This is a genomic window from Kineothrix sp. MB12-C1 (assembly GCF_030863805.1).
GTDB lineage: Bacteria > Bacillota > Clostridia > Lachnospirales > Lachnospiraceae > Kineothrix.
In genome coordinates this window covers 1,348,485-1,371,703 of the sequence record NZ_CP132957.1, presented here as the reverse complement: position 1 = coordinate 1,371,703, position 23,219 = coordinate 1,348,485, and the positions used below count along the sequence as shown (strand labels likewise).

Sequence of the window (23,219 nt, the reverse complement as noted above, 5' to 3'; positions counted from 1 at the left end):
TAGATGCCATCACAATTTTTCGGATTGACAATCGCATCATCAGGACTTCGGGCAGCGAATGCAGCACTGAATACGGCGGGAAATAATATTTCCAACGTACATACAGATGGATATAGCAGACAAACGGTATCACAGGAGGCTACAGATGCTCTTCGCGTATTTGCCACATATGGCTGTGCCGGTGCCGGAGTTGATACGGTGGCAATCGAGCGTATCCGCGATAGCTACTATGATATGCGGTTTCGCAATAATAATACGACGCTTGGTGAGTACGATGTTAAGAAGTATTATACAGGTACGATTCAACAGTATCTGGATGATGATGGAATCTCGGGTTTCGGAACGATCTATGATGCTTTCTGGGCAACATTACAGGGAGTGTCTACCGCAGCAAGCGCCACGGACAGCAAGGCACAATTTATTGCAGCAGCACAGAGCATGGCGGAATATTTCAACAATACAGCGGGTAACCTGAAAGAATTACAGAAAGATATTAACTCCGAGATTAAGATAAGAGTGGATCGAATTAACGCGATTGCTACAGAAATAGCTACATTGAACAAGCAGATAAATGTAATTGAAATGACAGGTGCTGCAGCGAATGAGTTGCGTGACAAACGCGATTTGATGCTGGATGAGCTGTCTGAAATCGTAGATATTGAGACTCAGGAAGTGGCTGTTACGGATGCCAACAATCCGAATAGAGAGACTGGCGGAACGAGATTTATCGTATCTATCGCCGGTGGACAACCGCTTGTGAATGGCAATGATTTCAATACGCTGGAATGCCGTTCCAGAGCGAAAAATGAGAAAATCAATATGACGGACGCGGATGGTCTGTATGATATTTATTGGAATAACGGCAATGAGTTCAATTTAAATAATGCGGCTATGGGCGGAGCGCTAAAAGGCCTTGTGGCGATGCGTGACGGCAATAATAGTCAGGCGTTTTCCGGAATTGTAACAAATGTAGGAAGGACGGCTGATGGTGCGGATGCGGAAGTTAGGATCAAAGTGACGCAGGAACACCTGAAGAATATGGACAAAAATAATCTTTCCGATACGGGAGGAAGTATTGTTATAGGAAATACGATTTATTATTATAAATCTTGGGAATACGATGAAGCGAATTCCACTTATATTTTCCGTATGGATGATGCAAAATGCGATTCCGTTATCGATGCTTCTAAAATTGCAAAGGAAGCAGAAGTAGGTAAGAATATTTCCTATCAGGGAATTCCCTACTACTTATCTCAGATGAATGAATTCGTCCGTGCTTTTGCAGCTAAGGTGAATGAAATATTTGCGAGTGGATTCGGAGCAACAGGTGAAGAAGGTGAAATACTTTTTACCGCAGCAAAAGCAATGACAGGAAGCAGCGCGAATGATTCGCAGTATGACAAGGATGATTTTCTTAGCAGTGATAAGGGCTATTATGAGATGACTGCCTTCAATCTCCAAATCAACAATAAACTGCTCGCCAATGCCGACTTACTCGGAACAAGATCCAGCAAAGAGGTAGGTGTGGAAGAATGCGGCAAGATCACGGAGTTAATCGCCACACTGAGCGATAAGACGAAGTTCAACTTCCGCAATGCAACAGCCAGCGAGTTCTTGCAGAATCTTCTGTCCGATGTGGCTCTTAATGCCAGCAATGCGAATACCTTCTATGATACCTATTTTGGGATTGCGGTAACGATTGAGAATCAAAGAGCATCCATTTCCGGTGTGGACGAGGATGAGGAAGCGACGAATATGATAAAGTTCCAGAACGCCTACACCCTTTCATCTAAGATGGTACAGGTATTAACGGAAATCTACGACCGTCTGATACTTGAAACCGGAGTATAGGAATTTCACATATGATGAGTTCTCTTCTGAGAAAGTGTGTATGGAATTATAAAGTTCGACAGGTAGCTATGTATAAGCAGGAGAAAGGCACGGTGTTACGATGAGAATGACGAATAAAATTATGCAGAATAACTCTTTGCATAATATTAATAATAATAAAGTGCTTCAAGATAAGTTAAGTACGCAAATGTCCACACAGAAGAAGATAACGAGACCTTCGGATGATCCTGTTATTGCAATCCGTGCGTTAAGACTTCGAAGCGATGTATCCCAAATTAAGCAATATTATGAGAAAAATGCTCCCGATGCGGAAAGCTGGATTAAGGTGACCGCGGATGCTCTGAATACAACGACAGAAGTTATTTATAATATGATAGAGCAAAGTAATAAGGGAAGTAATAAGGACCTGGGCGCAGATACGTTGGAAATCATCATTACGCAGCTGAAATCTTTAAGAGATGAGTTCTATGCAACAGGTAATGTAGACTTTGCCGGACGCTATGTATTTACCGGATACCGTACAGATACTACACTGACCTATACGGAGGATACAAAGGAAGAGTTTAAGATTACCGAACAGCTTAATATTTCCGCTATCGATACGATTAATTATACGAATATAGGAGCTTTGAAGGGGATATCGAAGGAGAATTATGACCCGGCAACCTCGGCAATCAGCGATACTACAATAGAGAACAGTAATATCTATCGTATTCGATTGTCTTATGACAATTTATCAGCCGATGCTGCGGCATTCAGTGCAGCTAATTTAACAAAAGTGACGAATCAGACGACGACTCCTCCGACAGAGGCTCCTTTATTTCCGGCAGGAACATCGGTGACAGCTATGTCATCGACAGCAACACCGAATCCGTATGAATATATTATTAATAATCCCGATAAAGTAGTGTTGATTCCTGAGACGGGAGAGCTTTTGATAGGGAAAGCGGTATATGATGACATTACGGATGATACTTCTCCCAACTTCGTAGATTCGAATGCCGAGATAAGAATTAGTTATACGAAAGACTCGTGGAAGGAAGGGGATTTGCGTCCTCAACATTACTTTGCATGTGAGTCAGCAGACGGAATAAAATATAATTATAACAAAAACGCAGATGAAACGGCGCTACCTCCCAATGATTACTATATAACCAGAGAAGGTGTTTCCCAAGTAATCCAATACGATGTAGGATATAACCAGAAGATTCGTATCAACACAACAGCAGATGAAGTCTTTACTCTCGATATAGATAGAAATATTGATGATATGGTGAATGCGTTGGAAGCGCTGAAGGAAATCGATAAGAGCAGGACGAATTTGAAGAGAATGCTGGATGGTATGGAAGAAGGTCAGACAGGGTATGATAATTTAAAAGCTACCTATGATGCGGCAGATAAAGCATACACCTATATTCGTGAAAATATGCAGAAAATGTTCGAAGGGTTGACCACCAAGATTCAGGGAGCATTGAGCACTACGAATGTGGCGATTACGGATAATGGTACGAGGGGCAGCCGTCTTGATTTAATCACGAACCGTTTGATGACTCAGAAGACTACATTCCAGACATTACAGTCATCGAATGAGGATGTGGAGATTACAGAAGTGACGATACAGCTTACGAGTATGAATTATTCTTATCAGTCAGCCCTAATGGCGACGAGTAAGATTCTGCAGAACTCATTGATGCATTACATTTAAAAGGAGAAGCCATGATAATACAGACGAAGGTATTTGGTGAAATTACGATAGATGAAGAGAAGATTATTACATTCCCCAAAGGGATTGTAGGCTTTCCTGATTTGACAGAGTTTACGATGATTCACGATGAAGAAACGGGAGCCGGTTCTATTCATTGGCTGCAGTCCATACAGGAACCTGCCTTTGCAATGCCGGTTATGGATCCACTGCTGATAAAGGAGGATTATAACCCGGAAGTTGAGGAAGAATGGATTAAGCCGTTAGGTGAATTGAATCCCGAGGAACTGCTTGTACTCGTAACTGTTACGGTGCCCGGGGATCTTACGAAGATGTCTGTGAACCTAAGAGGCCCTATCGTTATCAATGCAGGAGCCAAAAAAGCATGCCAGGTAATCATAGAGGGAGATGAATATCAGGTTAAATATCCTATTTACGATATTCTTCAGGCAAAGAAAGCGGGTGAATAGATGTTAGCCTTATCGAGAAAGAAAAATGAAGCCTTGATTATTAACAATAACATTGAAATTACAATACTTGAAATCAAAGGCGAGCAAGTGAAAATCGGAATTGCAGCACCGAAGGAAGTGCCTATATACCGTAAAGAGGTGTACGTTCAGATACAGGATGAAAACAAAGCATCTATGGATGTCGAGGGTGTAGATGCGTTGAAGAAGTTATTGGGATAATTTAGAAGTTAAGACTAATTTTTAGCAAATAATGAGCCTTGGGCAGGTGAGAACTTGCTGCAAGGCTTATATTAGAAAAAGGGACTAAGTTTTTATCAAATTTATCCGATATAATAAATAAGCATGTAGTAGAGAAATATCTAATTTAACATATTATCACATGGAGGTGGTTACAATGGCAATGGAACCGGTAGGGAATATTAGAAATATTCAGACACAGATGGCGCAGAGTGTGACAGAGCCCAGGTCGGTCACGGAGAACAAGGAGGTTTTCTCATCTGAAACATCAGCCAATATTAGTACATCTGTGAAGACAGATAATCAGAATGCAGACGTTGATAGCAGAGAAGCGCGGCAGTCAGACAGCGAAAAAGTTAAAAAGGCGGTAGAACAGCTTAACAAAAAAATGCCCCATTCAGAAGCTGTGTTTGGTATCCATGAAGGAACTAATAGGGTTATGATTAAAATTGTGGATAAAGATACAAAAGAATTGATTAAGGAATATCCACCGGAAGAGACCTTGGATATGATCGCTAAGGTATGGGAATTAGCAGGTATTCTAGTGGATGAGAAAAGATAGGAGGAAAGTAGCATGCCGATAAGAATTACAGGTATGAATTCCGGATTGGATACAGAATCAATTATTTCGGAATTAATGAAGGCAAAAAGAATAAGTGTAGATAATGTAAAGAAACAGCAGACAAAGTTACAGTGGAAACAGGATGCATGGAAGGACTTGAATAGCAAGGTATATAAGTTGTTTAATACTACTCTTAATAATATGCGTTTTTCAACAGATTATAGCAAGAAGATAACCTCTGTTTCTGATTCATCTGTAGCGAGTGTGGTAAGTAGTGATAATGCAATGAATGCAGCACAGGAGTTGAAGATTATCCGAAAGGCATCTGCTGGATTTTTGACCGGAGCCAAGTTGAATGGTGGTAGTTATACGAAGAGTAGTAAGTTGGTAGATATAACAGATGCAGATGGTGATAAAATTGAAGCAGGAAGTTCCTTTAGCGTTACGGTAGGAGGAAAGACTACGGATATTACGGTTACCGAGAATATGACCATGGGGAGTTTGGTCAGTGCATTGAAAAGTGCCGGTGTGGATGCTAACTTCGATGAAAAGAATCAAAGATTATTCATCGGAGCGACTACAAGCGGGACAAACGGTGACTTCTCCATTACGGCTTCCAATAAAAAAGGCATTACGGCTCTCAGTGCGCTAGGTATTTTCGATAATGGTATTCGCGACGATGGTGAAGATACGGCTGTCATGAAAGAATATAAGAAATATGCGGATATGACTCAAGAGGATAAGGAGGCAACTATCAATGCGGAAGTGGCGAAACGTCTCGTTTCCTACATAAAGCAGCAAAAGAGTCTGAACGAAACGAAAGAAAAGCAAGAAACGAAATTGCAGGAACTTAAGACCGATTATACCAGGGACGGTTATACAGGAAATTTAGATGATGCGGATACGAAGTCGAAGCTTCAGGCGGATATCGATGATTTGAAGTCGGAAATCGAGAATTTAGGAACGCCGGAAGAGGGAACTCCTGAAGCGACGGCATTAGCGGAGAAGAATGAAGCGCTTGCGGAGCTCCGGAAAGAAATGGCGTATGTGACTTCTTATGAAAAGGCGAAGGCAAGTCTTGCTGCTACGGAAGCTTCGCTCGCTGAAGTGGAGTCTTATCTTGATGAAGATGGAATCAGTGCGAGTGATACGTTAATTGATGAAGTGACGGATATGGTTAATGACAAGATTGAATCGGCAATCGAGGTATTAGCGAACGCATCGACGAATGCTGATATGAAACGAATTGACGGACAAGACGCAACTATCACATTAAATGGTGTGGAATATACATCGACCAGCAATGTATTCGAAGTGAATGGCCTTACAATAACGGTGCTCGGACAGGAGGGAGATGAAGCGACCCTTACGACGAGACAGGATACCGATGGTATTTATAATATGATTACCAATTTTATTAAGGAATATAATTCTTTAATAAATGAAATGGATAAGCTTTATAATGCGGATCGGGCGAAAGGCTATGAGCCGCTGACGGAAGAAGAGAAGAAGGAGATGTCAGAATCCGAAGTAGAGAAATGGGAATCTAAGGTTAAGGATGCTATCCTGAAGGGAGATTCTAACCTTTCTACTGTTGCTTCTAGTTTGAAAAGTATTATGCTTGCCGGAACGGAAGTGAATGGAAAAAGAATGAATTTATCGGATTTTGGCATAGAAACATTAGGATATTTCAGCTCGGCGAATAATGAAAAGAGTGCTTATCATATCGATGGTGATGAAAATGATAGTAATACGAGTACAAAAGAAAATAAATTAAAGGCGGCGATTGCGTCCGATTCGGATACTGTAATTGCTTTCTTTTCACAACTATCACAGAGTCTATATAGTAATCTGAATAAAATGACAGCAGGTACAGATTTAAGAAGCTTTGGTTCAATTTATGATGATAAAAAGATGAAAGAGGATTATGACAGCTATACTACTAGAATTAAGACATTGGAGCAGAAGCTCAATGCTATGGAGGATAGATACTATAAACAATTCTCAGCAATGGAGACAGCGTTAGCTAAGCTTCAGTCTAATCAGAGTGCTGTATCGAGTTTACTAGGAGGTTTGTAGGGTATGGCTTTACCGAATGGATATACGCAATATAATAATAATCAGGTACTGACAGCTACTCCGGCAGAATTGACCCTTATGTTATATAGTGGGGCAATTAAGTTCTGCAATATTGCTATAGTAGCAATAGAGAAGAAAGATATGGGTAAGGCACATACTAATATTGTGAAGGCGGAGAAGATTGTGGAATATCTTAGGACAACATTAGATATGAAATATCCGGTAGCTCAGGACTTCGATAATATCTATTCCTATCTGGATAGGCGGTTAGTAGCAGCGAATGTAAAGAAGGATGTGGCTATCTTGGAAGAGATATGCGAACATCTTCGTTCAGTAAGGGATACATGGAAGGAAGTTATGCGCTTGAATAAGGAAAAAGGAGCTGTATGATAGAAAATTATCTTCAAGTTCTGGAGCAAAGTCTATATAAAAAAATAGATATACTATCTCGTATACAGGACGTGAGTATAAAGCAGGAGTATCTTCTGAAGAAAGAAGAGGTGTCAGCAGAGGCTTTTGATGCTAGTATTGATGAAAAGCAATTATTGATAGAAGAACTAGAGCGGTTAGACGAAGGTTTCGAAGCTTTGTATAATCATGTGAAGGAGCAACTTTCGGTAGGTAAAGAGAAATATAGTAACCAAATTAGTCGTCTACAAGGACTAATAACCAAGGTGACGGAAAAAAGTGTAGCTATTCAGACGCAAGAAACGAGAAATAATAAACTTGCCAAGAGTTATTTTACGATTGAAAGAAAAAATATCCAGAAAAATAGGACATCTTCGAAAGCGGCGCTCAATTATTATAAGAGTATGAATAACTCTCAGTCAATATCGCCTCAATTTATGGATAAAAAGAAATAATAAATTTTGAAGCAAATAAAATAAATAATTACAAAAAAGGTATAAAGTATCCAAAATTCGTGCCGATATATAGTACAAGTAAATCATTACTTAGAAAATTAATGTTTCTTAAAGGAAGCGTACGATCCGATAGGAAATATTATAAAAAAATTTGGTGGCAAGGAAGCCACTACATATTCAAGGAGGAATATATTATGGTAGTACAACACAATCTTACAGCGATGAACGCTAACAGAAACTTAGGTATTACAACAAGTGCACAGGCAAAACAGACAGAGAAATTATCCTCAGGTTACAGAATCAATCGCGCAGCAGACGATGCAGCAGGTCTTTCTATCTCTGAGAAAATGAGACGTCAGATTAGAGGTCTTACACAGGCTTCTACGAATGCTCAGGATGGTATTTCTATGGTTCAGACAGCAGAAGGTGCTTTAAGTGAAGTTACTTCTATGCTTCAGAGAATGAATGAGCTTACAGTTAAAGCTGCTAACGGTACTTACACAACAACACAGAAGCAGTATATTGCGGATGAAATCAACCAGTTAACATCTGAAATTGACAGAGTTGCTACAACAACGAGATTTAATGATCAGATGCTTTTATCTGGTGGCTTCGGGACAGCTAGTAAAGCTATGGTACTTCAGGTTGGTAATGAAGTAAATGAGACAATGAAGATTCAGATTCATGATATGCGCGCATCTGCTATCACCACTGGTCTTAACGGCAGCCTTACATGGAGTTCAGCAGCGCTTTCTTCGATTACAACTTTGATTACTAATATTAAAGATGGTCTTGAGAAAGTTTCATCTCAGCGTTCCCAGCTTGGTGCTATGCAGAACCGTTTAGAACACACAATTAGTAACTTGGATAACGTTGTTGAAAATACTACAGCAGCTGAATCTCGTGTACGTGATACAGATATGGCTAAGGCAATGGTTTCTTACTCTAACAACCAGATTCTTGCACAGGCAGGTCAGGCTATGCTTGCACAGGCTAATCAGGTTAATCAGGGTGTATTATCCTTAATTCAGTAAGATAAACTATCGTACAATAATAACTGATAAGAGAGCTGATTATATCAGCTCTCTTTTTTCGAAATAAAGCTTAGTTTAGAAAGGCACATTTGATAAAATGAGGATACTAATGCTGGAATGGGACAGCTTTGCACAGGAATATATCGGTGCTGCATTTCAAAGGTCAGGCTGCCAGGTAGAAATATATCCATGGCCATTCGGTCAACAGAATATGAGAGATAATCGTATATTAGAAGATGAATTGGAGAAAAAATTACGAGGTGAGATATACTCGTTTGTTTTTTCTCTGAACTTTTTTCCAGTGGTTTCTAAAGTATGCCATTCTGTAGGAATTAATTATATAGCATGGGTATACGATACACCTTATTTATTATTGTATTCTGATCATATCAGATATACGACCACCACGGTATATCTCTTTGATAAGACTCTTTGTAGAGAAATGAACAAAAATGGTATCAATAATGCTTACTATATGCCTATGGCAGCGCCGGTAGAGTATTATAATAGCTTAAATGAGAATGTGGGAAAATACTTTCAGTCGGAAATTTCTTTTGTAGGATCACTTTATACGGAGGAAACTCAGAACTTTTATAAAAATTTAACAGGTATTAATGCCTATACGCAAGGATACCTGGAGGCGTTGATTCAGGCGCAGAAGAATATATATGGAATGTTTTTTCTTGAGGAACTATTGAAAGGGCCGATAGTGGAGGAACTTCGTAGAGTTTGTCCGGTTGCCAGAGGAGAAGATGAGTGGGAGTCAGAAGAGTGGATATATGCCAATTACTTTTTGGCAAGGAGATTGACAGGAATACAAAGAGAAGAAATATTGAAAATAATCTCTGAGATTCATAAGGTGAAGTTATATACACCTGGAAAGACGCCTGCGTTGCCTTATGTGGATAATTGCGGCCCCATAGATTACGTACGTGAGATGCCATATGTTTTTAAAAACACTAAAATTAATTTGAATATGACACTTAGAAGCATCTATACAGGAATTCCGTTAAGGGCTATGGATATTATGGGATGTGGCGGTTTTCTTCTTACCAATTATCAAGAAGACTTTTTGGAATTCTTCGAATCGGATGTAGACTATGTTTATTATACAGATAATGAGGATTTGCTTATGAAAATAGAATATTACCTTACACATGAGAATGAGCGTGAGCGAATTGCCAGGAATGGTTACGAAAAGGTATCCGGCTATCATACATATGAATGTAGAATTCGAGAAATGCTGGATCGGGTAAAAGGAGAACTGAAGTAGAATGAAAATTTTATGGATGGATTGGGATTCTTTTGGAAGAGATGGAATCTATAAGGAATTTATAAATAGAGGATACGAGGTAGAGCAGTTTGTGTTGAATCGTGCAGAGAATATGCGGTTGAACCAGGAATATGCAGGGGAAATGGTTCATTATATAGCAGAAAAAAAGTTTGATTTCGTGTTCTCATATAACTATTTTCCTGTAGTCTCATTAGCGTGTAATGCTTGTCAGGTGAAATATATTGCGTGGGTATATGATAGTCCAATGGTAGCCTTGTATTCCAATACTATTTATTTTCCCTATAATTATGTATTTATTTTTGATAAGGCAGCGTATATCGATTTGATAAAGTGTGGTGTCAATACTGTGTACTATTTACCTATGGCTACGGATGCAGGAACGTATGATAATTATAATGTTAATCAGGGTATTCGTGATATATATACCGCATCCATTGCTTTTGTTGGTTCTACTTATACAGAGAAGAAGCATCAACTTTATAGCCGCTTGCAGAATGTGAATGATTATACGAGGGGTTATTTAGAAGGTATGATTCAAGCTCAGAAGAAGATATATGGCGAATTAATCCTCGAGGAGATGATGACTCCGGATATTATGGAGGAGATATCCAAGGTTCAGCCATGGACGATGAATGAGGATGGATTTGAAAGACCTTCTTGGGTATTTTCCCATTATTTTCTGGCCAGAAGGGTAACCTCATTGGAAAGATATGAGGTACTCAAGATGCTGTCAGAGAAATATCAAGTGGTTCTATATACGAATGAGAAAACCCCCCAGTTAACTAAGGTAGAGAATAGGGGGCCAGCCGGAATATTGAAGGAATCGGTGTATATATACCGTTGCTCTAAGATTAATTTGAATATATCGCTTCGTAGCATTGTTTCGGGCATGCCCTATAGAGTATTTGAAATTATGGGCAGTGGTGGTTTTCTTTTGTCCAATTTTCAAGCAGATTTCTTGGATTATTTTATTCCAGGGGAAGATTTTGATTGCTATAGTAGTTATGAGGAGCTGATGGAGAAGGCAGAATATTATTTGGTTCATGAAAAAGAGAGAGAAGAAATTGCTAGAAATGGTTATGAGAAGATTAAAAAATATCATTCTTATAAAAACCGTTTAGATGTGATATTGGATGTAATATATGGCGAGAGAAGACAGTAAGGAGAGAATGTGTGGATAGTATATCGAGCGTGAATCCTAGAATATTACAAAGCATTGGTAAGATAAGACAAGCCTTGGAGGAGGGGAAGATATCGGTAGAAGAATTTCCGATGGAAACTATTTCTAATTTGTTGGAAAGTACCATAGGGAAGACTTGCTGGCCCCGTACAGAGGGGGGAGATAGGAAGGAGGTTGAAGAAGTTCTTGAGGTATATAGGCGCTTGTTTAAGCATTTGCGTGATGAAAAAGATGCTAAGGGATGTGCTGATTTGCTTAGGATATTCGGGATACAGTACAAAAGTCTATATGGTGCATTGGAGCACTGTGATAGATATCGGAATAGAGTAAAAGAGGCAGGAAATGCATGGTCGGAATTACAATATGAACTTCATGAGCAGAGGCAGGGGAGCTGGGAAGGCTATGAGAAGCCTTTGGCAAATAGCAGAGGTGTTATTTATATGTGTTTGTTTGGGGGAAATATGTCAATATGGGAACCAATATACAAGAATGCCTTTTGGGATTATATATGTTTTACTGATCAAAAAGAAAAATGGGGAAAAAAAGAGGGCGTTTGGCAGTTTTACGAAATGAAAAATCCTAAGGGGTGGCATAATGGTTTGCTTAGAGATTATTATATGATCAATCCTCATCAGATATTTCCGGATCATGATTTTAGTATATGGATTACCCCGGAGATGCAGATGGTAGGAGAATTGGAACAGTGGTATGAAGCCTATGGAAAGAATGCATCCTTTTTGGCATTTCCAGATGATAAAGCAGATGGTATTCATCATATTATAGGAACAACATTAAAGGATGATGACAATAATATTGCTCACAGAAAGAAGCTTTATGAATATCAAAAGGAAGGCTACCCTCGACATTTTGGACTTATTGATATCCGGTGTATTTTCCGGAACCATAAAGATGAGTTGCTGTGGCAGGTATTAGAAAGTTGGTGGAGAGATGCAGTAAGTGATTTCAATTATGGCAGATATGGTTTTAATTATGCTGCATGGCAGAAGAATTTTAAGTTTGCGCTTTGTAATCAGTTCATAAATGATAATGAGTACATTATTAATACCCATATGTAATGGGGAAGAAGAGAAAGTGATTAGAGATAAACGATAAGAGAATGACAAGGTGGGAATATATATGCTAGTATTTGAGGATAGTTTTTATGATGGAGAATGGCGGGGAGATTTTTTTGTAGCAGGGGAAATGAAGCGAGCATGGGCAGCTCAGATGGAGTTGCTGATGGAGATAGACCGGATATGTAAAAAACATGATATTCAATATTACGCGGATGCTGGTACCTTATTGGGGGCTATAAGGCATAAAGGCTTTATTCCATGGGATGATGATTTGGATATTGCGATGAAAAGAAAAGACTATGAAAGGTTTTTTGTAGTTGCGAAAGAAGAGCTTCCAAGATCCTATAAGATAGGAAATATCCATAATAACGTAGGATGGGAGGAACCCTTTATGCGTATTATAAATGGTGATAAAGTAAACTTTACGAAGGGGCATTTAGAACGGTGGCATCGATGTCCGTGGGTAATCGGAGTGGATATCTTTCCTATCGATCACTTGCCCGATAATCTTGAGGAAAGGGAGCTCATGATAGATTTATACATGCTGATCAGAACAGTTGCTAGCCACATTAAGGAGGGAATTGATACACCTGAGGTATGGGAAGGTGTAGCGGGAATAGAGGAATTGTGTCACGTAAAGTTGGAGAAAAGCAATATCATATCGGAATTATTACATTTGGCAGATAAGATTCTCAGACTTTATGAAAAGGATGAAGTTAAAGATATGTCAATTCTCGTGTATATGGGAGCGAACAGATCAAATATATACAAGAGGGAGTGGTATGAACAGGTGGTAGATATGCCTTTTGAGAATATCACACTTCCTGTTCCTATAGGATATGATGAAATACTTAAGGCGAAGTATGGTGATTATAGCGTACCGGTACGTGAGGAACTTCATGCGTATCCATTTTATGCTGAACAGAAAAAACAGTGGGAGGAACATTTGCTCAACAAGCAGAAAGCAGAGTATAGTGAATAGAGGTGGAAAGGAATGAATGACAACTATGAACGCAGTGATTTGCTATACAAGGCGTTTGCCGAGAGGTGAAGAGAAAGAATTATCATTTTTAGATATTTTATTAGACGACACCTGGGTGGGGGACAATATCCAATATGAAGATTCTTTAGTTGCGGAGATAGGGGATAAGAATACCTGCCTTTCACAAAAGCGAAACTATGAATTTGTGTTGAGAGCTGCTAAAAGATTCCGGGTAAAGGCTATTGGAGCGGGGATAGAAGGCTGTGATGATATATCCCAAGAGGATACGTGGGAGGCATTGAAAACGGATTGCTATGTGCTAGGGAAGTATCAGCAGGAACTATTGACCTCAGGATATTTTGACCAGGCGGTAACAATATTACTTTCCCGTGCAGTGCAGCTTGATTGTCTTGAAAAAGGAGTAAAATGGCTGGAAAAGATGATTGCGTATGAGTGGGAATACTATGAGATAGAAGATAATATTGGACCCATATTAATATATAAAACAAACGATTCTGTTTTCAATTTATTAAATCTTTTTGCTGAGCAGATAGCAGCGTCATTTATTGCCTGCAGACAGAGAGTAGAAGTAATTGACGTGCAAAAAGAAGGGAATGCTGCTCTTACAAGGCTGATAGGACGGAGATTTAAAGCAATTATAGGGATTCAGACATATGTGTTTTCGATTATGATGAAAGATAAGGAAACAAATCTACATGACCTTGTTGTGGGACCTAAATATAATCTGATTCTTGATCACCCGGCTTGGATGAAGGAGCATTTCTCACATGCTCCCAAGGATTACCATTTACTTATACATGATAGAAATTATCTTATGTTTGCTAATCGCTTTTATAAACATATTGGGAGAAACTATCATTTTCCTCTTGCTGGAGTATCATCAGGCATTGGGCGTATTGAGAAAAGATATGATGTTTCCTTTATTGGGACTTATCATGATTATAGGGAGAGACTTGCTATAATTAAGGGATATGAGCGTGAAAAACGTTTTCTAGTCGCGCGATACCTCCATATTATGAAGCGCTATCCTAATATAACAGCGGAAGAGGCTTTTCAAAGGGTTTTGGACTATTATGGCTGGAAGCTAAGTGATACCAATTTTCTTGAATTGTTTTATGAATCAAGGCAAGCATGCTTTTGTGTGATGAGTTATTATAGGGAGAAGATACTTTTAGCCTTGTTGGATGGGGGAATATGTGTTGATGTATTTGGAGAAAGTTGGGAAAAGGCTTCATTTGCAAGACATGAGAACATTACATGTCACCCTGGGGTTATATTTCAAGAGAGTATAGGGGTGATGAGTGCTTCTAAGATTTCTCTTAATATTATGTCATGGCATAAAGACGGATTTACGGAACGGATTTTACATGCTATGTTATGCCGCTCAGTGGTATTGTCTGATAAAAGTCGATATTTAACAGAAGTGTTTGAAGAAGGAAAAGAATTAGTCCTTTTTGATTTAGAGGAATTAGAAGAAGTGGTTCAAATTACCAAGAGGTTATTGGAGGATGATAAAAGACTGGCTCAAATTGAGGAGGCAGGATATCGAAAAGCTAATCATAGACATCTATGGAATCATAGAGGGAAAGAGTTGCTTGAAATAATAGAAAGTGAGAAGTGCAATAAAATATGTGAAAACGGGAGATAGCAGGATGTTGGAAGTATTATTTTTAAAAGGTGATTTCCCAGAAGAAAGACAGGTGTTGAATCAGTTAAAGCTGTCAGATTGTAACATCGTTATATATTCTTGGGATGGGGATGAAGAGAAGCTGGGAAGAACTTTGAGAGAGAAGACATACCACTTTGTTTTTACAGTAAATTACATATCATTAGTAGCTGGAGTATGTAAAAAAATATCTACTAAGTATGTGTCGTGGGTTTATAATGCTTTTCTTTTATTAGATGATCTAAGAAATATTGGAGAATATACAAATTATATATTTTTGAATGATAATGCATTATATAAAGACTTTGTAGCGCGGGGATGCAAGCGTATTTTTTTTCTTCCTCTGGGAGAAGTAGAAGATATCAGGAATTACGGATATTATATTCAGTTTATGTTTTCTGTGTTGTTTAAGGAAGGTGAATTGGATGTATTTGATGCGATGCAGCGGTTAGAGGCCGTAAGAAAACGAAATGACAATCGCTGTTGGATTCAAGAGATAAATAGTTGCTTCAAAGATTATAGGAATATAAAGAGTACTACAACAGATGAGATATATTATTTGATGAAAGAAGAAAAAGAAGCTACGTTTTTTCTTAAGGGAAAGTTAATAGATTATATTAATCGTCTGCTTAAAGATAAAGATATAAATATACTTTTGGAAATTATTATGTGGTATAATCGCAACTATTCTGGAGAATTGCATGCATCTTGTTGGGAATTTACCTGTTTACTTATTTTCCTAAATATATCAATTGAGGAAATGTCAAAGAATAATGGAGTTGGAATATCGAGCATTCTTCAATATGATAGTTTGGAAGAAATTTGTCATACTTATTTACAGACGGTCTTCTATCTTCGAAGAATTGAATATGATATAGATTTAGGAGAGGAAAAAGAAATTTTATGCTATATCGCGCAGGAAAGGCTATCTGAAACTGCCTTAGAATATATCATAAAAGAAGCGAGGATATTTGATAAATCGAAGGTAAATAAAAGATTACAGGAATTGAGGAGACAATATGGAAATGAATGAAAAGAAAATTAGTTTTATTATATGCTCTAATGATGAATTCTTCTTTTCTGAGTGTGTACGGTATATACAGCGATTGATAAAGCCGGAAGATATTGAAATTGAACTTATTGAAATAAGAGAAGCGTCATCAATGACTGCAGGATATAATGAGGGAATGCAAAGCAGCGATGCAAAATATAAAGTGTATATGCATCAGGATGTATTTATTAGAAATAAATATTTTATAATGGATATAATGAATATTTTCAAGGAGGATAATAAGATAGGGTTGATTGGATTAGTAGGTAGCCTTGTTTTGCCTGCTGATGCTGTTATGTGGTATGGAGAGAGGGTTGCTTTTGGAAGTGAAGAGGTTCCGGTTGAAAATTATAGATACAGCGTAATGGAGGATGGATATTGGGAAGTAGAAGCGGTAGATGGACTTCTTATGGTCACTCAGTATGATGTCCCATGGAGAGAAGACTTGTTTGATGGATGGGATTACTATGATATTTCTCAATGTTTTGAGATGAAACGAAGAAAATATTCTGTAGTAGTTCCCTTGCAAAAAGAACCGTGGTATATCCATGATGATAAAGAAATTACTAACTTATGGAATCATGATAAGTATAGACGGAGATTTTTGGAAGAATATACAGAAGATATGCAGGTGACAATTACTAAAGGGTGAGCGTTTCAAGTCTCTGCAAGGAAGGCAGATAATCAGAACACTTTCCGTAATATTCCAATGCTTTTGAAGTGTTGCCCATGCATTCATAGATGACTCCGATATTATAGAATGCCTTATAACTGTTGACTCCCTCCACCGCATAGTTTGATATGGAAGTAGCATGAAGGAAGGCATCGATAGCTTGTTCAAACATAGCATTATTCATATAAACTAATCCCATCAGAAATACGAAATCTGCACGTCTGGAAAAAATATCATAGATTCCTTCTAATTGCAAAGCTGTTTTATATTGTTTCAGGTATAACAGACAATATCCATATGATTCAACAAGCGTCTGAGCATAATCCTCCTGTTCGCTGATTGCTATTGATAATGCTCTTTCGAAGTAGAAAAGTGCAGTTTCATAATTTGAAATCCCAAAGTAAGATTGTCCCAATTGAAAATATAGATAAGGATTAGCTGTCTCATTTTTTAAGAACTGTTTAAGCATAGAAATATTTCGCTCTGCCTTTTTTTCTCTAATGTTATGTGTACTATATCCAATATGATGAAAGCAAATGGGTAAGTGGACAAAAGATAGTTTTTTTCCTTCTTTGGAAACAAGCTGTTCATGTATTGAGCCTTGGTAACGAGTGTATTGTCTATGGAAGAAACGGGCAATATGCTCATGTATTATCTCGAAGGAATTGTCGCCCGAGATGTCAGAGGAATAAATATTTGTGATATCAATCATACCAATCTGATTTGGGGAAATTAAGTGAGTTAGATTGTAAATGACTTCTTCTGTAACAGGAAAATCTTCCAGATATTCGTCACAATCCACTACCAATATGTAATCGTTATGGGCTTTAGAAATGGAGTAATTTCTAGCCATGCTGAAATCGCCGCACCAATCAAAGTGGAAGACTTGCGGGGTATAGGTAAGAGCGATATCACATGTTTGATCGGTAGAACCAGTATCTACAACTACAATTTCCCAGTCGTATTTGCTGAGGCGGCTTAAGCATTCGCCGATGTATTTTTCTTCATTTCTGGCAATGATACATACAGATATTGGAAACATATATCCCTCCCTTGCTTATCTTCACAAAGCTCATGTTTTGCTTTATAATCTTTATAATAATTATAGAAGTTATTGATGTAGTATAGCATGAAAAATCGAAATATGAAAGAGGAGCATATTTGATACAGTGACTATGTATGAAGAAAAGTAAGAAAGAAGAATATGCTGGGCGGAATAATATTGTGATATAAACTTATTATTTTACAAATGTTGTCGATATATATAATAGTAGAATAAGAGGATGCATGGAGGCAGATGATTTTACGGAAGGAGCCGTGAAAATGGGAAAGCGGAATGGGGCATCGGATTTGATGTTCCCTTTTTATCTATAAAGCATTGTACTGGAAGATGGAGGTACTTAAGAAATGTTGGAAATTGGTATACAATCAAGAGGAATCATTAGAGAAAATGTACTGGAAGATGGATATAAGAAGATTATGCAAGCCGGAATAAGCTGTATAGATTATAATATTATGACTCCGAAAGATGAGATGGAGAGGATAGAGGTTGCGTATTTTAAAAGGCATAGGGAGTGTGCGGCGAGGTATGGATTAAGATTTGAGCAAATTCATGCCCCTTTATTTAAATATAAGCCTGAACAGCCTGAGCGAATGACATATATTCTGGAGGAAATGAAGAAAAGTATTGCAATTTGTCGCCTGCTCGGGAGTCGTTATCTTGTAATACACCCCTTTGAATTGGCTTTTGAACTTGGAAAAGCGGAGGAAAGAAGAATTAATTTAGAGTACTTCGGAGCTTTGGCCGAAGAGGCTATACGCCAGAACATAATAATCTGCATTGAGAATATGCCCAGTAAAAAGGATGGAAGATTATGGGAAGGAGCATGTTCTCAAGCAAGAGAGATGGTGGGTTACATTAATCAATTGAATAAAGCGGCTAGGCAGGAGTGCTTTGGAGCATGCTTTGATGTAGGACATGCCAATGTGCTTGGTAAGAACCTCAAGGAAGAGGTAAAAGTGCTTGGAACCCATTTAAAAGTGTTGCATATTCATGATAACGATGGAGTTACCGATTCTCATCAACTTCCCCATACTTTTTCTCGGCTTGGGCTTTCCACTACCGATTGGGGCGGATTTTTAACGGGACTTCGGGAAATCTCATATAAAGGAGTGCTTAGTTTTGAAACCTATGGTTGTTTTTCAGGTGTTCCGGGAGTTCTGCAGGAAGCAGTGCTTAGTTTTCTTCAGAGTGTAGGTACTAATTTTTCTAGAATTATTTGTTTTGAAGAAATATTAGAGCAAATGGGAAATAAGAAGAAAATCTTATTTGGAACAGGAAAAATGTTTGATGTATACATGAAAGAGTTCGGTGAAAAGAATCCACCTTATTTTGTTGTGGATAATAATCCTTCTCTATGGGGGAGAAATAAATTGGGATTTGATATTCGTAATCCTCAAGATATTCTAAATCTGCCAGAAGAAGAACGAATTGTAATTTTATGCAATGGGTACTATGAGGATGTAATACAGCAATTAGAAGATATGGGCATATGTCAATATGAGTTGACGGAAGAGATTCTCCGGATGACCGGTCGGCCGCTTTAATTATAGAAGAAAGTCCCGAAAATAGATAGGAGAGCTTATTTATGATGAAGATAGGAATTCAATCGCGTCTTTTGCTTGGAGATATTCCGAAAGAGGGAGATTTTCATAGAATAAAGGCAGCAGGTTTTGACTGTATAGATTTTAATTTGGATCGCTTTTTACCTAATTATCTTATTTATGGGGGAGAAATAAACCATTTCTTCGATCGTTCTGTCGAGGAGTTATGTAATTTTTTCTCGGAATATTATTATATGGCGGTAAAGGCAGAACTAGAATTTTCACAGGTACATGCCCCATATCCATTATATATTTATGGTAAAGAGGAAGATAAGGATTATTTACATATGGTGGCTGAGAAAAGTGTTGCAATCTGTGCGGCGCTTCATGCCCCATATTTAATTGTCCATCCTTTTAAATTAGCATATCCGTTGGACAGAGAGGAAGAATATAAAAGGAATATAGAATTTTTCCAAAGCCTGATTCCGTTGCTTAAGGAATACGGAGTGAAGATTTGCTTGGAGAATTTATACGATGGCTTCAATGGAAGGATATGTGAAGGAGTATGTGCAGATCCTTATCAAGCATCCGAGTATATTGATGAATTAAATCGGATAGCCGAAGAAGAAATCTTTGCTTTCTGTTTTGATATAGGCCATGCGAATATTTTGGGTAAGAATATGAAAGATACCATCCTTATCTTAGGAAATAGGATAAAAGCAGTACATATTCATGATAACGATGGGCTTAATGACTTGCACCAGCTTCCGTTCACCTTTACGAAAAAATTAGCGGGAGAGGTGAGTACCGATTGGAAAGGTTATCTTAGTGGATTGAAGGAAATAGGATACAAGGGGGTGCTCAGTTTTGAAACTTTTGGGGCGTTGAAGTGCTTTCCGGAGGATCTTCATGACAGTGTGCTGAGGATGGTTGCGGATATAGGAAAATATTTCGCTGGGAGATTGGGTGAGTGAGAATGAGGAAAGTGATTACATATGGTTCTTTCGATTTGTTCCATGAGGGACATTATAAGCTATTAGAGAGGGCAAAAGCTCTGGGTGATTACTTGATTGTAGGAATTACGACAGAGCAATATGACGAATCCCGCGGTAAACTCAATGTTGTAGATTCTATTATTGATCGAATTGAAAATGTGAAGAAGACTGGATTTGCAGATCGAATTATTGTGGAAGACCATGTGGGACAGAAGGTTGAGGATATACATAAATACGGAATTGATATATTCGCAATCGGTTCCGATTGGGTAGGAGCTTTTGACTATATTAAGGACTTCTGTGAAGTAGTATACCTGGAGCGGACGAAAGAAATATCCAGTACCTTACTAAGAGAGCAGAAATATCCAATTATAAGAATGGGTATTGTGGGTACCGGACGTATTGCTTCCAGGTTCATACCGGAAGCGAAGTATGTCAGTGGAATCGAAGTAATCAGAGCCTATAATCCAAATAAGGAGAGCGTGGAGCGGTTTTCTAGGCGTTTTGGCATTCAGGCTTATTGGGGAGAATTCTGTGATTTTATGGAGGGGTTAGAAGCTATCTATGTAGCTTCTCTTCACCAAACACACTTTGAATATGTAAAGACTGCATTAGAATGTGGGAAACATGTCCTATGTGAAAAACCAATGGCTCTTTCGGAAAGTCAGGCGAAAGAATTATTTGCCATAGCCAAGAAGAATGATTGCTTATTGTTAGAAGCAATTAAGACGGCGTATTGTCCGGGATTTGGGCAGCTTCTGGGGGTGGCTCGGAGTGGAATCATAGGCAGTATTGTGGATGTAGAGGCTTGTTTTACCAGGATTACGGATCCGAGTTCCAGAGAAAGAAAGGATGCTCGCTATGGAGGTGGTTTTCTGGAATTCGGTAATCACACTATGCTTCCTATTTTCAAGTTGTTGGGTACGCAGTATAAGAGTGTACATTTTGATAGTATCAAGGATGATAAAGGAATCGATTTGTATACCAAAGCATCGTTCTCTTTCGATAAGGGAATGGCATTATCCAAGACTGGCGTAGAGGTAAAGTCGGAAGGTCAGCTTATTATTGCAGGGACGAAGGGGTATATTCTGGCGGAATCCCCATGGTGGCTGACGAAATCTTTTGAAGTCCGTTTCGAGGATCCATCCAAGAAAGAACAATATACGGCCAAATTCCTAGGAGATGGGTTGCGGTATGAATTAAGCGAATTTGTATCGTTGATTCATAATGGGGAAAGAAAGTCTTATAAATTCACGGAAGCGGAATCGATTGCTATGGCAGGGGTCGTAGAGAAGTTTTTGGAGACAAGAGGATGAAATATCAGACGAAAATATATGGGCATCGTGGGGCGAGTGAATATGCCGCAGAGAATACGATGAAAGCATTCCACATGGCATACGATATGGGAGCTGATGGAGTTGAGTTCGATATACAGGTGACTCGAGATGGATATCTTGTAGTTACTCATGATGAGTGGATTAACAGAGTCTCCGATGGTACGGGATGTGTTAAGGACTATGATTTGGAAGAATTAAGAAAATTTAAGTTTAATAAGTTGCATCCGGAACAGGAAGACAGCGCTATTCCTTTGTTAGAAGAGGTGTTGGAACAGTTAAGGGAAAGATGCAATCAGGATAAGAGAGAATTTCTATTTAATATCGAGTTGAAAAACAATGTTTTTCCTTATGATGGCATGGAGGAGAAGGTTTTACAGATAGTAAAGGAGAAAAATGTATTGGAAAATACTTTATTTTCTTCGTTCTCTCACGCCTCCATGTTGAAGATTCGGGAGCTGGAGTCGGCAGCGAGAGTCGCATTTCTTTACTGCGATGGTATTATGAATGTCGAAGATTATGCTCAGCGATATAATGTTAATACAGTTCACCCGGCATGGTACCTTATGGATAGGAACGCTTCCTTCGAAGCCCTTAGGCAGAGAGAAATAGAAATAAACATCTGGACGGTAAACGGCGGGAAAGAAATCCGTCGCTTCTGTGATATGGGGGTAAATGGGATTATTACCAATAAACCGGATTTGGGAAGTGAGATAAGGGATGATAAATGATTTGTTAGCAGAATGTATGCTTGCATTTAATATATGGGATATAAATTCTGCAAAAGCCATAATTGATGCGGCGGCTGCGAAAAAGAGAAATGTTATTCTGCAGACATCAGCGGGAGTATATAATCAGATGGATGCGGAGGAAGTAAGGGCTTTTATTAAAAGTTATGCGGATAAAAAGAGCATTAATGTGTGGCTGCATCTGGACCATTGTAAGGATATGAAAATACTTGAAGATGCCATTGTAAAAAAGTGGGATTCTGTCATGATAGATGCTTCTGATTCAGATATCGAGGAAAATATTAAAAAGACAAATATTGTAATTGAAAAAGCCCACAGAGAAGGTATCTTGGTGGAAGCAGAGGTCGGACAAATAAAAGGAACGGAAGATGACCTTACTGTAGATGAATACCATGTTACTGATAGAGATGAAATAAAGAAATTTCTAAGAGAGACAAAGGTAGATATGTTTGCCGCCGCTTTTGGAACTGTTCATGGAATGTATAAAGGAAAGCCGGATTTGGATTATAGTTTAATAGATTACGTGGCCAATATCTCGGATGTGCCATTTGTTGTACATGGAAGCAGTGGGCTTGAAGACAAAGAAGTTAGAAAATTGACAAAAAAAGAAAATGTAAAAAAAATAAATATATCGACAGAAGTTAAGTTGGCATATAGAAAAGGAATTTTAGAATCGATAGAAGGGGGATTGCTTGAAGAGAATGGATTTCAAGCAATATATGTAGAGAAGAAAATTTATGAAGCTATTTACTACATGGCATATAACAAGTTTAGTATTATTGGATAAAGAGGATAG

Annotated in this window: 22 protein-coding genes; 21 read left to right on the top strand and 1 reads right to left on the bottom strand. The window is 38.4% G+C overall.

Translation table 11 applies throughout. The features are described from left to right. Nucleotides 1-3 precede the first annotated feature (3 nt). The 16 genes from flgK to RBB56_RS06345 all read left to right on the top strand — a co-directional run bounded on the left by flgK (nucleotide 4) and on the right by RBB56_RS06345 (nucleotide 16,720). A complete protein-coding gene (gene flgK / locus RBB56_RS06420) occupies nucleotides 4-1,851 on the top strand; it encodes a flagellar hook-associated protein FlgK (protein ID WP_306721555.1) in 1,848 nt (615 codons plus the stop codon). 106 nt (nucleotides 1,852-1,957) lie between these two features. After that, complete coding sequence (locus RBB56_RS06415; RefSeq protein ID WP_306721554.1) at nucleotides 1,958-3,556, top strand: flagellin N-terminal helical domain-containing protein; 1,599 nt, start codon at nucleotides 1,958-1,960, stop codon at nucleotides 3,554-3,556. A gap of 11 nt (nucleotides 3,557-3,567) precedes the next feature. Further along, on the top strand, nucleotides 3,568-4,023 hold the full coding sequence (gene fliW, locus RBB56_RS06410; protein ID WP_306721553.1) for a flagellar assembly protein FliW: 456 nt from the start codon (nucleotides 3,568-3,570) through the stop codon (nucleotides 4,021-4,023). Continuing rightward, nucleotides 4,024-4,242, top strand: a complete 219-nt coding sequence (gene csrA, locus RBB56_RS06405) for a carbon storage regulator CsrA (protein WP_306721552.1) — start codon at nucleotides 4,024-4,026, stop codon at nucleotides 4,240-4,242. It begins immediately after the preceding gene. Nucleotides 4,243-4,417: 175 nt separating this feature from the next. Then, the gene (locus tag RBB56_RS06400; protein WP_306721551.1) at nucleotides 4,418-4,822 is read left to right on the top strand and encodes a flagellar protein FlaG; all 405 of its coding nucleotides are present in this window, start codon (nucleotides 4,418-4,420) and stop codon (nucleotides 4,820-4,822) included. A gap of 12 nt (nucleotides 4,823-4,834) precedes the next feature. Beyond that, entirely contained in the window at nucleotides 4,835-6,901 is a 2,067-nt protein-coding gene (gene fliD, locus RBB56_RS06395) for a flagellar filament capping protein FliD (protein ID WP_306721550.1), read from the top strand. 3 nt (nucleotides 6,902-6,904) lie between these two features. Further along, nucleotides 6,905-7,291: a flagellar export chaperone FliS gene (gene fliS, locus RBB56_RS06390; RefSeq protein ID WP_306721549.1), complete on the top strand. Its 387-nt coding sequence runs from the start codon at nucleotides 6,905-6,907 to the stop codon at nucleotides 7,289-7,291. Further along, complete coding sequence (locus RBB56_RS06385) at nucleotides 7,288-7,764, top strand: flagellar protein FliT (RefSeq protein WP_306721548.1); 477 nt, start codon at nucleotides 7,288-7,290, stop codon at nucleotides 7,762-7,764. Before fliS ends, RBB56_RS06385 begins: the two co-directional genes overlap by 4 nt. Nucleotides 7,765-7,958: 194 nt before the next feature. Next, complete coding sequence (locus tag RBB56_RS06380; RefSeq protein ID WP_306721547.1) at nucleotides 7,959-8,798, top strand: flagellin N-terminal helical domain-containing protein; 840 nt, start codon at nucleotides 7,959-7,961, stop codon at nucleotides 8,796-8,798. Nucleotides 8,799-8,895: 97 nt separating this feature from the next. After that, entirely contained in the window at nucleotides 8,896-10,071 is a 1,176-nt protein-coding gene (locus RBB56_RS06375) for a CgeB family protein (protein ID WP_306721546.1), read from the top strand. A 1-nt stretch (nucleotide 10,072) separates the two neighbouring features. After that, nucleotides 10,073-11,254, top strand: coding sequence for a CgeB family protein (locus RBB56_RS06370; protein WP_306721545.1), 1,182 nt, complete (start codon nucleotides 10,073-10,075; stop codon nucleotides 11,252-11,254). 11 nt (nucleotides 11,255-11,265) lie between these two features. Then, nucleotides 11,266-12,348, top strand: coding sequence for a hypothetical protein (locus RBB56_RS06365; protein ID WP_306721544.1), 1,083 nt, complete (start codon nucleotides 11,266-11,268; stop codon nucleotides 12,346-12,348). 61 nt (nucleotides 12,349-12,409) lie between these two features. Then, on the top strand, nucleotides 12,410-13,330 hold the full coding sequence (locus tag RBB56_RS06360; protein ID WP_306721543.1) for a LicD family protein: 921 nt from the start codon (nucleotides 12,410-12,412) through the stop codon (nucleotides 13,328-13,330). A 25-nt stretch (nucleotides 13,331-13,355) separates the two neighbouring features. Next, nucleotides 13,356-14,999, top strand: a complete 1,644-nt coding sequence (locus tag RBB56_RS06355) for a glycosyltransferase family protein (RefSeq protein WP_306721542.1) — start codon at nucleotides 13,356-13,358, stop codon at nucleotides 14,997-14,999. 4 nt (nucleotides 15,000-15,003) lie between these two features. Then, nucleotides 15,004-16,050 carry a DUF3880 domain-containing protein gene (locus RBB56_RS06350; RefSeq protein WP_306721541.1) on the top strand — a complete coding sequence of 349 codons (1,047 nt, stop codon included), beginning with the start codon at nucleotides 15,004-15,006 and terminating at the stop codon, nucleotides 16,048-16,050. Beyond that, nucleotides 16,043-16,720: a glycosyltransferase family protein gene (locus RBB56_RS06345; protein WP_306721540.1), complete on the top strand. Its 678-nt coding sequence runs from the start codon at nucleotides 16,043-16,045 to the stop codon at nucleotides 16,718-16,720. The genes RBB56_RS06350 and RBB56_RS06345 overlap by 8 nt, the downstream gene beginning before the upstream one ends. Here RBB56_RS06345 and RBB56_RS06340 read toward each other — a convergent pair. Beyond that, nucleotides 16,710-17,783, bottom strand: a complete 1,074-nt coding sequence (locus RBB56_RS06340) for a glycosyltransferase (protein ID WP_306721539.1) — start codon at nucleotides 17,781-17,783, stop codon at nucleotides 16,710-16,712. The two genes, RBB56_RS06345 and RBB56_RS06340, sit on opposite strands and share 11 nt — an antisense overlap. A gap of 365 nt (nucleotides 17,784-18,148) precedes the next feature. On the opposite strand from RBB56_RS06340, the gene RBB56_RS06335 reads away from it, so the two are divergent. Genes RBB56_RS06335 through RBB56_RS06315 form a run of 5 tightly spaced genes read left to right on the top strand, consistent with a single transcriptional unit; the run spans nucleotide 18,149 to nucleotide 23,210 of the window. Next, nucleotides 18,149-19,348, top strand: a complete 1,200-nt coding sequence (locus tag RBB56_RS06335; RefSeq protein WP_306721538.1) for a sugar phosphate isomerase/epimerase family protein — start codon at nucleotides 18,149-18,151, stop codon at nucleotides 19,346-19,348. Nucleotides 19,349-19,389: 41 nt separating this feature from the next. Beyond that, nucleotides 19,390-20,319, top strand: coding sequence for a sugar phosphate isomerase/epimerase family protein (locus tag RBB56_RS06330; protein ID WP_306721537.1), 930 nt, complete (start codon nucleotides 19,390-19,392; stop codon nucleotides 20,317-20,319). Between the two features lie 2 nt (nucleotides 20,320-20,321). Beyond that, complete coding sequence (locus RBB56_RS06325; RefSeq protein ID WP_306722103.1) at nucleotides 20,322-21,656, top strand: Gfo/Idh/MocA family oxidoreductase; 1,335 nt, start codon at nucleotides 20,322-20,324, stop codon at nucleotides 21,654-21,656. Beyond that, complete coding sequence (locus RBB56_RS06320) at nucleotides 21,653-22,405, top strand: glycerophosphodiester phosphodiesterase family protein (protein ID WP_306721536.1); 753 nt, start codon at nucleotides 21,653-21,655, stop codon at nucleotides 22,403-22,405. The genes RBB56_RS06325 and RBB56_RS06320 overlap by 4 nt, the downstream gene beginning before the upstream one ends. Next, nucleotides 22,395-23,210 carry a class II fructose-bisphosphate aldolase gene (locus RBB56_RS06315; protein WP_306721535.1) on the top strand — a complete coding sequence of 272 codons (816 nt, stop codon included), beginning with the start codon at nucleotides 22,395-22,397 and terminating at the stop codon, nucleotides 23,208-23,210. Before RBB56_RS06320 ends, RBB56_RS06315 begins: the two co-directional genes overlap by 11 nt. Nucleotides 23,211-23,219 lie beyond the last annotated feature (9 nt).